Below are 13738 nucleotides of genomic sequence, written 5' to 3' on the forward strand. Positions count from 1 at the left end.
AAGCGGGTGCCCTTGAAGTTCGGCATGGGGTTCGACTTGCGCCAGACGATGTCGTTCAGCACCCAGAAGCCGAGGTCCTGAATGGCCGAGCCCAGCCGGAAGACATTGTGGTAGCTGCCGATCACCCAGATCGTGCCCTCGAGCTTCAGCACCCGGCGGCACTCGGCCAGCCAGGCACGGGTGAAGGCGTCATAGGCGGCGAAGCTGTCGAACTTGTCCCAGTCGTCATCGACGGCATCGACGCGTGAGTTGTCGGGGCGCAGCAGGTCGCCGCCCAGCTGAAGATTATAGGGCGGGTCGGCGAACACCGCATCGACCGAGGCGTCCGGCAGGGACTTCAGCACCTGGATGCAGTCCCCGTTGAGGATGACGTCGGTCTTGAACTCGGACATGCAGGCGCGCCCCTGTGGAAACAAGCGGCGATCCTGAGTCCGCAGGGTTAAGAGGCGGTTAGCCGTGTTGCCGAAAGCGGAGGGAAGGGGCGTCTGGTGCAATCCCGACAAAGTCCGCTATGACGCCCGGATGATCGCACGTCTTCGTCCAGTTCCGTTCCCGATCGGGCCCGTCCACTTCGTCGGCATCGGCGGCATCGGCATGAGCGGCATCGCCGAGATCATGCTCAAGATCGGCTACCAGGTGCAGGGCTCGGACGCGAAAGCCGGGGCCAATACCGAGCGGTTGGAACAGCTGGGCGCGAAGATCTTCATCGGCCATGACGCCGCCCATGTGGGCGAGGAGGTCGCGGCCGTCGTCTATTCCACGGCGGTGCGGGCGGATAATCCGGAGCTCACGGTCGCGCGCGGACGGCGGATTCCGCTGGTGCGGCGGGCCGAGATGCTGGCCGAGCTGATGCGGCTGCAGTTTTCGGTGGCGGTGGGGGGCACCCACGGCAAGACGACCACGACGTCGATGATCGCGGCCCTGCTGGATGCGGGCGGTACCGACCCGACCATCGTCAATGGCGGGATCATCAATGCCTATGGGACCAACGCCAAGGTCGGCGACGGCGACTGGATCGTGGTCGAGGCCGATGAGTCGGACGGCAGTTTCCTGAGGCTCAAGTCGACGGTCGCCGTGGTGACCAATATCGACCCGGAGCATCTGGACCACTACGGCGACTTTGACGGGGTGCGGAAGGCCTTCGTCGATTTCGTCGAGAACATCCCCTTCTACGGCTTTGCCGCCGTATGCCTCGACCACCCCGAGGTGCAGCGGTTGGTGGCGACCATAGATAACCGGCGCATGGTCACCTATGGCACCAATCCGCAGGCCATGGTGCGTGCCATCAACTGCGACATGGGCCCGGACGGGGCGCGCTTTGACGTGGCCTTCCAGAAGCAGGGGCTGGATGCGCTGGACGAGCCCGATGTGCTGGAGGGGCTGCATTTGCCGATGGCGGGGGCACACAATGTCTCGAACGCCCTGGCCGCCATCGCCGTGGCGCGCGAGCTGGGCATTTCGGACGCGGCGATCCGCGAGGGACTGGCGGGCTTTGGCGGGGTCAAGCGGCGCTTTACGACCACCGGCGTCGTTGATGGCGTGCGCATCGTCGATGACTATGGCCACCACCCGGTCGAGATCGCTGCGGTGCTGAAGGCCGCGCGGCAGGTGGTCCACAAGACCGAGGGTTCAGGCCGGGTGATCGCCGTGGTCCAGCCGCACCGCTATACGCGCCTGCGCGACCTGATGAACGACTTCTCGACCTGTTTTGCCGATGCGGATTCGGTGCTGGTAGCCGATGTCTATGCGGCCGGAGAGCAACCGATCGAGGGGGTCGACAAGGACGCCCTGGTCGAGGGCATCCGCCGGTTCGGCCACCGGTCGGTGCGGCCGCTGGAAAGCGCCGCCGCCCTGCCGCGCCTGATCCGCGAGGAGGCGAAGGCCGGGGATCTGGTCGTGCTGCTGGGCGCCGGGGACATCACCGCCTGGGCCTATGCCCTCCCTGGCCAGTTGGAGGCGCTGGGATGACGGTCACGGGCGGATGCCAGTGCGGGCGAGTGCGCTACCGCATCAGCGGCGGTCTGGATCATGCGCATTTCTGTCACTGCCGGATGTGTCAGAAGGCCGTGGGCAATGTGTTCGCCGCGCTGGTGGGATGCCCGCGTGAAAACCTGACCTGGGAAGGTGAGGGGCCGGAGGTGTTCGATAGCTCCTCGGTGGCCGAGCGGCCCTTCTGTGCCCTCTGCGGCACGCCGCTGGGCTTTGCCTACAAGGACAGCGACTGGGTCAATGTGACGATCGGCAGTCTGGATGATCCCTCGCTGGCGCCGATCCAGCAGCACTGGGGCGTCGAGGCCATGGTGCCGTGGCTGGAACTGGGAGACGACCGCCCACGCTGCAGCACGGGCGAGGGGCTGAACGCCCACCAGACGGCGCGCCTGAAGGACATGACCTCTCATCAGGCAGACGACGCATGAGCGATTGGCGAGACGCTCTGCCCGAGGTTCGCGGCAAGCTGCTGCGGGATGAGCCGCTGGGGCCCTACACCTGGTTTCGGGTGGGCGGGGCGGCAGATGTGTTGTTCCTTCCGGCGGATGCGGATGATCTGGCGGACTTCCTGAAGGCGCTGGACCTGGGCGTGCCGGTCACGGTGCTGGGTGTCGGCTCGAACGTCATCGTGCGCGACGGCGGGGTCGAGGGGGTGGTGATCCGGCTGGCGGGACGGCCGTGGGCGCAGATCACGACCGAGGGCGACACGATCACGGCGGGCGCGGGGGCGCTGGACTCCATGGTGGCGCGGGCCTCGGCCAAGGCCGGGATCGGCGGGCTGGAGTTCTATGCGGGCATTCCGGGCACCATCGGCGGCGCCCTGATCATGAATGCCGGCTGCTATGGGTCGGAGACAATGGACGTGCTGGTCTCGGCCCGGGGGCTGAACCACAGGGGCGAGCGGGTCGACTATGTGCTGGCCGACTTTGGCTACACCTATCGCCATTCGGAGGTGCCGGCCGACATCATCTGGCTGGAGGCGACCTATCGGGGTCGGCCCGACGACCCGGAGGCGGTTCAGGCCCGCATCGACGAGATCACCAGTCGCCGCGAACAGACCCAGCCGATCCGCGAGAAGACCGGCGGCTCAACCTTCAAGAACCCGCCGGGCCATTCCAGCTGGAAACTTGTGGATGAAACGGGCTGGCGCGGGAAACTGTTTTCGGTCACCGGGGGTGGGGCCAAGTTCAGCGAATTGCACAGTAATTTCATGATCAACCCGGGCGAGGCGACGGCTGCGGACATCGAGGGACTGGGCGAGGCGGTGCGAACCGACGTTCAAAGTAAACTCGGCGTAAACCTCGAATGGGAGATCAAGAGGATCGGCCGCCCTCTCTGAGTTCCGTTCCGCCCCATGAACCGCCCCCTGAAAGACCTGCACGTCGCCGTCCTGATGGGGGGGCTGTCGGCCGAGCGCGAGGTGTCGCTCAACTCGGGCAAGGGCTGCGCGGACGCGCTTGAAGGGCAGGTGGCCCGCGTCAGCCGCATCGACGCCGGGCGGGATCTGGCCAATGTGCTGGGCGGGCTGATCCGTCCCGATGTGGTGCTGAACTGTCTGCACGGCGCCTGGGGCGAGGACGGTTGCGTCCAGGGCGTACTTGAGACGCTGAATATTCCCTACACCCACTCCGGCGTGCTGGCCTCGGCCCTTGCCATGGACAAGGCCAAGTCCAAGGCGGTGCTGGCGGCGGCGGGCATTCCGGTGCCGGGCGGCGGCCTGTTCGACCGGCATGAGGTCGCGCGCGACCACGTCATGGCGCCGCCCTATGTGATCAAGCCGAATGCCGAGGGGTCGTCTGTCGGCGTGTTCCTCGTGACCGAGGGGGCCAACCGGCCTCCCGCCGAGGTGGGCGCCGCCGACTGGACCTATGGCGAACAGGTGATGGTCGAGCCCTTCATCGCCGGGCGCGAGCTGGCGGTTGCCGTGCTGGGCGAGGCGGACGGACCTCGGGCGCTAACCGTCACGGACATCACCCCGACCAAGGGCTTCTATGACTATGAGGCCAAATATGCCCCGGGTGGGTCGGTACATGAGCTGCCCGCGCGGCTGAAATCCGATGTGTTCGAGATGGCGCTGCGCCTGTCGGAGCGGGCGCACACGGCCTTGGGCTGTCGCGGGGTGACGCGATCCGATTTCCGTTATGACGATGTTAAGGACGTTCTCGTTCTTCTGGAGGTCAACACCCAGCCGGGCATGACCTCGACCTCGCTCGTTCCCGAGCAGGCCGCCCATGTCGGCGTCGGGTATCCGGAACTGGTCAGGTGGATGGTGGAGGACGCGTCATGCCCGCGGTAGTTCGCGGCGGTCGGCGCCAGCAGGGCGGGGGCGCGTCGGGTGGACGTCAGGCCCCGGCCTCGCGTGGACGCTCGGGGCGCGGCAAGGGCCCGGCGGTCGGCATCCCGGCCAAGATGGCGGCGATCGGTCGGCTCGACCTGTCCGCGCGCGCGGTCGGGATTTCGCTGCTGGTCGGCGTGTTGTTCATCGGCGGGCTGATGGCGACCGGTGCCCGTGCCGAGCGGGTCGGCCAGTCGGTCTCGGACGGCGTCGACGGCATGGTAGCCGGGATGGGCTTTCGCCTGGGCCGGGTGCATGTGACCGGCGCGTCAGACGAGGCCATGCCCGCCATTCAGGCGGCGCTGGATGTGACGGCTGGCCAGTCGATGAGTTCGCTGGATCTGGACGCCCTTCTGGAACAGGTGCGCGGCGTCAGCTGGGTCAAGGATGCGCGGGTCGTGCGTCTGCTGCCCGGCACCCTGATGGTCGAGGTGGTCGAGCATGATCGGCTGGCCATCTGGCAGGCCAATGGCCAGATCGCGGTCATCGACGGCGACGGTCAGGTGATCCGCGGTGCTGATCCGCGTCAGTATCTGCATCTGCCGCTGGTGGTGGGGACGGGGGCCGAGCTGGCCGCCTCCGAAATCCTGCCCTTGATTGAGGCCCGCCCGCGCCTGCGTGACCGGACCGAGGCGTTGATCCGCGTCGATGAGCGGCGCTGGGACATTCGTCTGAAGGATGGTGGCCTGATCCGCCTGCCGGCCGACGGCTCCGAGGCCGCCCTTATTCAACTGGATGCGCTGGACCAGCGGCATCAGCTGTTCGAGCGCGGCTTTGAACTGGTGGATCTGAAGGTACCCGGCACGCTGGGTCTGCGCCCGGCAGAGCTGGCGGGGGATCTGGCGGCTGCGCCTATGGTTGCGGGAGGGCTGTGATGGCGGGACGTCGTCCGGAACTGACGCTGGACGGGGCCATGGGCGGCGGTCGCGCACCGCTGGTCGCGGCGCTGGATATCGGCCATTCCAAGATGGCCTGCTTCATCATGAAGGCCGACGGCGTACGCCATGCCGACCGGACGGTACGGGTGGCCGGGGTCGGCCATGTGCAGTCGCGCGGCGTCCAGCAGGGCATGATCGTCGATATGGAGGGCGCCGCCCAGGCTATCGGCCATGTGGTCGAGCGGGCCGAACGCGCCGCGGGTGTCCCGGTAACCGGAGTGATCGTCAGCACCTCGGCCGGACGCATGCAGAGCCACCGGGTTCGCTCGCGCGTGTCGCTGGGTGCCAATCCGGTCAGCGACGCCGATCTGGCGCGCGCCATCGGTCTGGCGCTCGACAAGATTCGCCTGCCGGACCGCAGGCCCATCCATGTGTTGCCGGTGGCCTGGTCGGTGGATGATGCCCGGGGTGTGCGCGACCCGCGCGCCATGCGCGGCAACAGTCTGGAACTGGACCTGCTGGTCGTGTCGATGGCCGAGACGGCCTTCATGTCGCTGAGCCATTGTCTGGAATTGGCGCATCTGGATCTGCAGGGCGTGGTGGCGGCCCCCGTGACCTCGGCCCTTGCTGCGCTTGAAGATGATGAGATGGACCTCGGCGCCCTGTGCATCGACATGGGTGGCGGGACAACCACCGCTACCGTCTGGGCCGACCGTAGCCTGCTGCACGTCGAAAGCCTCAATGTCGGCGGCGATCACGTGACCAGTGATATCGCCAAGGGGCTGTCAACCTCGCGTGCCGGGGCCGAGCGACTGAAGACGCTGCACGGCTCGGCCATGGCATCGGCCAACGAGGACCGCGAACTACTCGAGGCGCCGCCGCGCGGGGAGGACCCTTCCGCCGGCGCCGTGGTGGTCCCGCGCGCCATGCTGAAAAGTGTCATCGCGCCCCGGGTCGAGGAGACGCTTGAAATCCTGCGCGACCGAATCCGTACCGGCGGCATTGCGCTGGAGCCAGGGACCAGTGTCGTGCTGACAGGCGGAGCAAGCCAGCTGAACGGCGTGCGCGAGCTGGCGGTGCGGGTGTTTGACCGTCCGGTGCGCTTGGGGAGGCCGCAACGCGCGCCGCACCTGGCTGATGCCGCCTCGGGTCCGGCCTTCTGTGCGGCGGCCGGGTGTTTGCTGAAGTCTGCCTATGGTCCGAGAGAATCGGTTTCAGCCCGTCGGCTGATGACCCGCCAGATTTCGGCCAATGATGCGCCAAATCCGCACACCGGGGGCCTGGTCGCCCGGGCAGCGGACTGGCTGCGGCGCAATCTCTGAAATGCCTGCCCGCAGGGGCGTTGTCACATTTCCCTTCGATGGCGAGAGTGTGTCCGGATTGTAACATCTGGTGCCTTGAGTGGCCACAGTCGGGCCACAATGCCTTGTGGTGGGCCACTTTGCTGCTAGCGTGCAATCCGGAAGCGTGGGTTACGGCTCGTCACCTGCGTCACGTATTGTCAAATCACTTGGTTGGGGCATCACAACATGCTGTTGAAGCGCAAATATCTCTTTGGAACGACCATCCTGGCCGGCGTCATGATGGCGTCGGCTCCGGCTCTGGCTCAGGACGCCGGTCAGAACCAGCAGGACCCGCAAGCCCGGGAAACCACGGTTGAAGAAATCGTCGTTACCGGTTCGCGCATCCGCCGCGACCCGACCAACGCCCCCACCCCGCTGATCCAGGTCGAGCGCGAAGCGCTGCTGACGACCGGTCAGTCGACCGTGATCGACTATCTGGCCACCATCCCGGCCCTGTCGAACTCGCTGGTCCCGTCGGACACGACCGGTTCGGGCCTGAACGACGGTGGTCTGGACTTCGCCAACCTGCGCTCGCTGGGCACCGGCCGTACGCTGACCCTGGTTGACGGTCGCCGTCACGTCGGTTCCAGCGCCGGTACGCTGTCGGTCGACGTTTCGACCATCCCGCGCCTGCTGATCGAGAACATCGAGATCATCACCGGTGGTGCCTCGTCGATCTACGGCGCCGACGCCGTGGCCGGTGTGCTGAACTTCATCCTGCGCGACGACTTCGAAGGCGTCGAGTTCGATGCCAACTACGGCATGATCAACCAGAACGGCGAGGCCTCGCGCCGCGCGTCGCTGCTGGTCGGTGCGAACCTGCTGGACGACCGTCTGAACGTCTATGCCTTCGGTGAGTACGAGAAGGCCGACATGGTCACCTCGTTCGACGTCGACTGGATCAACGACGACCCGCGCTTCATCGGCATTGATGCTGACCCCACCTCGGCGCCGTCCGACGGTTTCCTCGACAATATGCTGTTCTACGGCCTGAACCGCATGGACCGTCCGCGCTGGGGCCAGGTGACGGTCGCCAACTCCCAGGCTGCCAGCCCGCTGAACGACCCGGATATTCCGAACTTCACCTGCGTCACCTCGACGGGCGCGTTCACCTACAGCTCCAGCTGTTATGCCGTGAACCCGGGCAAGACCTGGTGGTTCGATCCCGGTCAGGGCACGGCCCGTCTGGCCGACTTCGGCCAGCGTATCGGCAACACCGGCGCGAACCGTCCGTACAACTACGGTGGCGACGGCGTCAGCGCGGCTGACTTCTCGACCGCCTCGCGCTTCCCGGAAATCGAGTCCGAGCGCTTCCAGGCCGGCTTCACCTTCAGCATTCTGCCGAACGTGAACCTGTCGGGTGAGTACAAGCTGGTCACCGAGGATGTGTTCGACATCTCGCAGCCGACCTTCTTCAACATCTATCTGGACAACACCAGCTACGGGCCGACCGGCACGCCGCTGATCTATGGTGTGCAGTCCTATGACCTGCGCTGGTCGGACAACGCCTTCCTGCCCCAGAACGTCAAGGATGCGATCGCAACCAACCGGGTGGCCCGCTACAGCGCCCCGACGGCGACCCAGGGTGGCCAGTTCCTCGGTGACTTCCTGGTTCAGCAGGCCCAGTACATTTCGTTCGGTCCCGACCGGACGCAGGACAACAGCCGCGAAGTCGAGCGCTATGTCATCGGCCTGGACGGTGATTTCGACAACCTCCTGTTCTTCCGCAATGTGAACTGGGATATCGGCTATACCCGCGGCGAACTGAACAACGTCAACGCCGAGCGCGGCATCGACTCGCAACGCTTCGCCCTGGCCTCGGACGCCGTGGTCGATACTGCGGGTATCCTCGGATCGCCGGGCGCCATTGTCTGCCGCTCGACCCTGCTGGATGCCCAGAGCATCAACACCGCCAACCGTCGTCCGGGCGGCACCGGTAACCTGCAGGACACCCAGTATGGTCAGGACTCGATCGACCAGTGCGCCCCGCTGAACATCTTCGGCGCCGGCAACCAGTCGGATGCCGCCCTGGCCTATATCGACGCCACCATTCGGGTTCGCGAGCAGAACATCTCGGAGCAGGCCCTGGTCAACGTGGCCGGTCAGCTGTGGGACTTCTGGGGCGCCGGTCCGATCGGCGTGGCTCTCGGCTACGAGCAGCGTCGTGAATACACCGAAGGTGTGGGTCGCAGCGCGGACACCAACGGCCGTCTGCTGTTCATGAACACCGGCCCGGACTTCCTGGGTGCGGAATATGAGAGCGACGAGTTCTACGGCGAAATCGCCATCCCGCTGTTCCGCGATGGATTCCTGGGTGACTACGCCGAGTTCAGCGCCTCCTACCGTGAGTTCGACTACACCACGGCAGGCAAGGGTGACGTGTACGGCCTGAACCTGGTCTACCGTCCGATCTCGGATATCGCTTTCCGGACCAGCCTGAACACCTCGGTGCGCGTGCCCAACCTGGCGGAGAACTTCCGTCCGGCCACCCAGACCTTCTACAACGGTGTGGTCGATCCCTGCGCCACGGCCTCGATCACCAACCCGTCGCTGAATCCGGAAATCCGCGCCAACCGGGTCCGGAACTGTGAGGCTCTGGCTATTGCCGACGGCTTCGCTCCGGGCTTCTTCGACTGGAACGGGAGCACCGCCACGACCGATGACGACTATCTCCCGAACTACACCTCGGGTGTTGCCGGTGTGAACGCGGGTAACCCCTTCCTGGAGCCGGAAGAGTCGGAATCCTTCACCTTCTCGGTGATCCTGAAGCCGCGCATGTTCCCCAACCTGTCGGTGGTGCTGGACTACTATGACATCCGCGTCGACAACGTGATCTCGGCCGTGTCGGCCCGGGTTGCCTCGGAAAACTGCGTCAACGGCAACACGCTGGATGCCGCGGCTTGCGCCACCATCTTCCGCAACAATCCGTCTACCTGGGATGGCATCTCGAACGATGCGGTCGCCCGTTCGTCGGGCTTCCGGATCGGCGCGCCGGCCGGTGACCCGATCGGCGGCTTCATCCAGGGGTCGATCAACTACGCCGGCCTGGAAACCGAAGGTCTGGACTTCAGCGTCAACTATGCGATCGACACCTTCGATCTGTTCGGTCAGGACTGGGGTCGCTTCTCCTACAGCCTGAATGGTCTGTGGCTGATCAGCCAGGAGTCCTACACCAACACCTCGGATCCGACCGATGCGAGCGGTTCGGCGGGCAACCTGTTCTTCCCGCGGGTTCGCTTCAACTCCTCGCTGACCTATGCTCCGAACGACATCTGGAGCATCAACTGGACGGCTGACTGGCAAACGTCGCAGGACATCTCCAGCCCGTTCGGCCTGATCAGCAACATCGATAGCATCCCGCCGGAAGCGATCCGGTCCGGTGCCTTCACCCGCCACGACTTCACCTTCCGCTGGAATGTGCGTGACGACCTGTCGATGCGTGCCGGTGTGGTCAACGCCTTCGACAACGAGCAGAACCCCTACCTGGGCAACACGCTCTACAACAACTTCGATGCCTGGGGCCGTCGCTTCTTCATCGGCTTCAACTATCGTCCCTGGTAAGGATTTTTCCTTCCGGAACGGGAAAGGGCGGCTCGCAAGAGCCGCCCTTTTTCTTTGTGTCCTCTCGAAAATAAGTACGTGCGCGGAGGCTCCATCCCCTCTGACCTGATCCCCGACTCAGTCTATGCGGTAACTCCCTGTTAAGGCTTACGGGTGTTCTATTAACCCGCTCATAACCAATGCGATTCGGGGGGATTGGCGTCGGTTGACCGGAGCGGGCTCGGATTGAAGGTCGGAAAAACACATGTCGCTGTCGCTGGTGCGCCCTGAAGCCACGGAATTGAAGCCCCGGATCGTCGTGTTCGGCGTCGGTGGCGCGGGCGGCAATGCCGTCAACAACATGATCGATGCGGGCCTTGAGGGGGTCGACTTCGTCGTCGCCAATACCGACGCCCAGCATCTGAGCTTTGCCAAGACCGACCGCCGGATCCAGCTGGGCGAGACGATCACGCAAGGCCTGGGCGCGGGCGCTCACCCCGAGGTCGGCATGAATGCTGCCGAGGAATCCGCCGACGAGATCGCCACCCACCTCGAGGGTGCGCATATGGTGTTCATCACCGCCGGCATGGGCGGGGGCACGGGTACCGGTGCCGCGCCGGTGATCGCCAAATGCGCCCGCGACCGCAATATCCTGACGGTTGGTGTGGTGACCAAGCCCTTCACCTTTGAAGGCCGCCACCGCATGCGTCTGGCCGAGGCCGGCATTGCCGAGCTGCAGCGCTATGTCGACACCCTGATCGTCATTCCGAACCAGAACCTGTTCCGCGTCGCCAATGAACGCACGACCTTTGCCGATGCCTTCGGCATGGCCGACCAGGTGCTTCATTCGGGTGTGCGCTCGATCACCGACCTGATGATCCTGCCGGGTCTGATCAACCTCGATTTCGCCGACGTGCGCGCTGTGATGAGCGAAATGGGCAAGGCCATGATGGGCACGGGCGAGGCCGAGGGCGATGACCGCGCCTTGATGGCCGCCCAGAATGCCATCGCCAACCCGCTGCTGGACGAAACCAGTTTGAAGGGCGCCAAGGCCGTGCTGGTCAACATCACCGGCGGCATGGACATGACCCTGCTGGAAGTTGACGAGGCCGCCAACGCCATCTCGGCCGAGGTCGATCCCGACGCCAACATCATCTTCGGTGCCGCCTTCGATCCCGCTCTGGACGGCAAGATCCGCGTGTCTGTGGTCGCCACCGGCATGGACGAAGAAGTGATGGCCCAGACCCCGCCCTCGACCCTGTCGCGCCCGCTGACCACCGGACGGCCGGCGCCCCGGATGCCGGAGCGTGAGCCGCAGCGCGCCCCCGAGCCCGTGATCCGCGCCACCGAGCCGGCGCCGGTGACTCCGACCTTCGAACCGACGATCCGCACGGCCGAGCCGCGCGTCCAGCCGCAGCCGCAGGCCCCCGAGCCGGTGGCGAAGGCAGAGGCCCCGCGCACGCTTGAGCCCATCGTTGACCCGTGGGTCGAGGAATATGAGGCCGACCGGACCCCGCGCACCCCGACGCGTCCGGTCCAGGGCGACCTGTATATGGAGCCCGCCCGCGAGCCTGCGCGTGCCGAACGCCAGCCGGAACCTGAGCCCGAGTGGGACGACCGGGATCACCATCGCAAGTCGGGCTGGAGCCTGTTCGGCCGCAAGCGCCCCGCGCCGGAGCCCGCGCCCTATGCCCCGGAAGCCCGCACCGAGCCCCGGCCGATGCGCCTGTCTGGTAATCAGGCGCTGAAGACGCCGGAGCCCGAGCCGACCGAGGAAGATGAGTTGGAAATCCCCTCGTTTCTGAGGCGGCTGGCCAACTGATGCACCGGTGCGAACGTCCGTGATCCGGGCGTTCGTCACCGCATCGAAACAATCCGAAACCTGACTTTGGTTTTCCTCTCGTAAACCAGACCGTAGAGGTGTCGTCGGGCAATTCCGCCCGGCCTCTGTGTGGACGTTTCGTGATCCCGGTCAAAGCCGATCATCTGGAACAGACCCTGCGCGCCCCGGCGATCATCGCCGGCGTGGGCGTGCACACGGGCCAGCGCGTCCGTCTGGCCGTGCGTCCGGCGCCGACGGGCACCGGCATCGTCTTTGTGCGCACTGACATCACTGACCGCGACAATCGTATCCCGGTGTCGGGAGAGGCTGTGGTCGAGGCCCGCCTGAACACCATGATCGAGAATGGCGCGGGCGTGCGCCTGTCGACCATCGAGCATCTGATGGCGGCCTTCTGCGCGCTGGGTATCTCCAATGCCGTGGTCGAGGTGGATGGCCCCGAACTGCCGATCCTGGATGGCTCGGCGCTGCCGTTCGTGCAGCTTCTGGACCGGGCGGGTTTCCGCAATCAGGCGGCACCGCTGCGCTTTATCGAAATCCTGTCGCCGATCGAGGTGACCGAGGGCGACAAGCATGCGCGCCTGCTGCCGTGTGACCGCTATGAGATGCGGTTCGAGATCGACTTCGACACCCCTGTGATCGGCAATCAGGTGGTGGATTTCGTCGTCGATGAGGCCACCTTCCGCAGCGACATCATGGCGGCCCGCACCTTTGGCTTTGCCCATGAGGTCGAGGCCCTGCGCCGCGCCGGTCTGGCCCGGGGCGGCAGCCTTGAGAATGCGGTCGTGATTGACGGCGACCAGATCCTGAACACCGGCGGCCTGCGGATGGAGCGTGAGTTCGTCAGGCACAAGGCGCTGGACGCCATCGGCGACCTCTATGTGCTCGGGGGCCCGCTGCTGGGCCGCTATGAAGGCTACAAGGCCGGCCACGCGGTCAACAACATGCTGGTCCGCGCACTGCTGGCTCGCCCGGATGCCTGGCGCGAGGTCGTCCGCACGCCCGACCTGGCGCTGGCGGGCTGAGGCCTACTCCAACGTAATCACGCTCATCATCCGGCCGAAGTCGGGCTCGCCGCTGAGGTGGGCGCGGCGGTTGGAGTAGAAGCGGTCGGGGTCGGGCAGGGTATCGTGGCCCGTCCAGGCGATCTGGCCGACGCCTGCGCGCTCCAGTTTCGACATGACATAGCCCGGCAGGTCGAACTGACGCTTGTCGGGCTGTTTGCCCATGACGAAGAACTGGCCCGAGCCCGAGGACTGGCGCAGGAACCGTTCCTCGAAGGCCTCGTCGACCTCATAGGAGGCCTGGGCGATGGTGGGGCCGACGACGGCGATGGTCTGGTCGTGCTCGGCGCCGCTCTCCTTCATCCGGCGCAGGGTGGCCTCGATGACGCCGCCGACGGCGCCTTTCCAGCCCGCGTGGACGGCGGCGACCAGCCCGGCGCGGGGGTTTGCGATCAGGATAGGCGCGCAGTCGGCGGTCAGGACGGCGCACAGGATGCCCGGTTCCTCCACGGCGATCACGGCATCCCCCTCGGGGCGTTCGTCGCCGAAGGGCTGGTCGGTCATGTGCACGATGTCGGAGTGGATCTGGTAGCAGGCGGCGAAGTCATCGGGCGTGCCCCCCATGGCGGCGGCGACGCCGGCACGGTTTTCGCGGACCGCCTCGGGGTCATCGTTCGAGCCCACGCCGGTGTTCAGCCCCTTGTAGATCCCGGTCGAGACGCCGCCCTCACGCGTGAAAAAGCCATGTCGGATGCCCGGGATATCCAGCAGCGGATGGGTGATCGGCGTCGGCAGGTCGGTCATGGTTC

General features: G+C 65.9%; 11 protein-coding genes. 9 read left to right on the plus strand and 2 right to left on the minus strand.

Translation table 11 applies throughout. The annotated features are described in order from the left end of the window. Positions 1-392 (minus strand): DNA-methyltransferase (locus B4K74_RS07940; protein ID WP_286692486.1); only part of this gene is annotated, 392 nt, incomplete at its 3' end. A gap of 130 nt (positions 393-522) precedes the next feature. Here B4K74_RS07940 and murC point away from each other — a divergent pair. From murC to lpxC, 9 genes are all read left to right on the plus strand, one after another. Continuing rightward, positions 523-1968, plus strand: coding sequence for a UDP-N-acetylmuramate--L-alanine ligase (gene murC / locus B4K74_RS07945; RefSeq protein ID WP_286692487.1), 1446 nt, complete (start codon positions 523-525; stop codon positions 1966-1968). Continuing rightward, positions 1965-2417 (plus strand): GFA family protein, encoded by a 453-nt coding sequence (locus B4K74_RS07950; RefSeq protein WP_286692488.1) that lies wholly within the window; start codon positions 1965-1967, stop codon positions 2415-2417. The genes murC and B4K74_RS07950 overlap by 4 nt, the downstream gene beginning before the upstream one ends. Then, positions 2414-3328: a UDP-N-acetylmuramate dehydrogenase gene (gene murB, locus B4K74_RS07955; protein ID WP_286692489.1), complete on the plus strand. Its 915-nt coding sequence runs from the start codon at positions 2414-2416 to the stop codon at positions 3326-3328. The genes B4K74_RS07950 and murB overlap by 4 nt, the downstream gene beginning before the upstream one ends. A gap of 15 nt (positions 3329-3343) precedes the next feature. Then, positions 3344-4285, plus strand: a complete 942-nt coding sequence (locus B4K74_RS07960) for a D-alanine--D-alanine ligase (RefSeq protein ID WP_123287612.1) — start codon at positions 3344-3346, stop codon at positions 4283-4285. Beyond that, on the plus strand, positions 4273-5199 hold the full coding sequence (locus B4K74_RS07965) for a cell division protein FtsQ/DivIB (protein WP_286692490.1): 927 nt from the start codon (positions 4273-4275) through the stop codon (positions 5197-5199). The genes B4K74_RS07960 and B4K74_RS07965 overlap by 13 nt, the downstream gene beginning before the upstream one ends. Further along, positions 5199-6524, plus strand: a complete 1326-nt coding sequence (ftsA, locus tag B4K74_RS07970) for a cell division protein FtsA (protein WP_286692491.1) — start codon at positions 5199-5201, stop codon at positions 6522-6524. Before B4K74_RS07965 ends, ftsA begins: the two co-directional genes overlap by 1 nt. 207 nt (positions 6525-6731) lie before the next feature. After that, positions 6732-10106: a TonB-dependent receptor domain-containing protein gene (locus B4K74_RS07975; RefSeq protein WP_286692492.1), complete on the plus strand. Its 3375-nt coding sequence runs from the start codon at positions 6732-6734 to the stop codon at positions 10104-10106. Positions 10107-10350: 244 nt separating this feature from the next. Then, entirely contained in the window at positions 10351-11907 is a 1557-nt protein-coding gene (gene ftsZ, locus B4K74_RS07980) for a cell division protein FtsZ (RefSeq protein ID WP_286692493.1), read from the plus strand. 143 nt (positions 11908-12050) lie between these two features. After that, positions 12051-12950 (plus strand): UDP-3-O-acyl-N-acetylglucosamine deacetylase, encoded by a 900-nt coding sequence (lpxC, locus tag B4K74_RS07985; RefSeq protein ID WP_286692512.1) that lies wholly within the window; start codon positions 12051-12053, stop codon positions 12948-12950. Positions 12951-12953: 3 nt separating this feature from the next. Here lpxC and pgeF read toward each other — a convergent pair whose 3' ends face one another. After that, positions 12954-13733, minus strand: coding sequence for a peptidoglycan editing factor PgeF (pgeF, locus tag B4K74_RS07990; protein WP_286692494.1), 780 nt, complete (start codon positions 13731-13733; stop codon positions 12954-12956). Positions 13734-13738: the final 5 nt, after the last annotated feature.

The sequence above is a fragment of the Brevundimonas sp. UBA2503 genome, assembly GCF_002341485.1.
In the GTDB taxonomy this organism is placed as follows: domain Bacteria; phylum Pseudomonadota; class Alphaproteobacteria; order Caulobacterales; family Caulobacteraceae; genus Brevundimonas; species Brevundimonas halotolerans.

Excerpts from the sequence above, each read along its gene's own strand:
- murC (WP_286692487.1), top strand. The coding sequence starts at position 523 with ATGATCGCACGTCTTCGTCCAGTTCCGTTCCCGATCGGGCCCGTCCAC.
- B4K74_RS07950 (WP_286692488.1), top strand. The coding sequence starts at position 1,965 with ATGACGGTCACGGGCGGATGCCAGTGCGGGCGAGTGCGCTACCGCATC.
- murB (WP_286692489.1), top strand. The coding sequence starts at position 2,414 with ATGAGCGATTGGCGAGACGCTCTGCCCGAGGTTCGCGGCAAGCTGCTG.
- B4K74_RS07960 (WP_123287612.1), top strand. The coding sequence starts at position 3,344 with ATGAACCGCCCCCTGAAAGACCTGCACGTCGCCGTCCTGATGGGGGGG.
- B4K74_RS07965 (WP_286692490.1), top strand. The coding sequence starts at position 4,273 with ATGCCCGCGGTAGTTCGCGGCGGTCGGCGCCAGCAGGGCGGGGGCGCG.
- ftsA (WP_286692491.1), top strand. The coding sequence starts at position 5,199 with ATGGCGGGACGTCGTCCGGAACTGACGCTGGACGGGGCCATGGGCGGC.
- B4K74_RS07975 (WP_286692492.1), top strand. The coding sequence starts at position 6,732 with ATGCTGTTGAAGCGCAAATATCTCTTTGGAACGACCATCCTGGCCGGC.
- ftsZ (WP_286692493.1), top strand. The coding sequence starts at position 10,351 with ATGTCGCTGTCGCTGGTGCGCCCTGAAGCCACGGAATTGAAGCCCCGG.
- pgeF (WP_286692494.1), bottom strand. The coding sequence starts at position 13,733 with ATGACCGACCTGCCGACGCCGATCACCCATCCGCTGCTGGATATCCCG.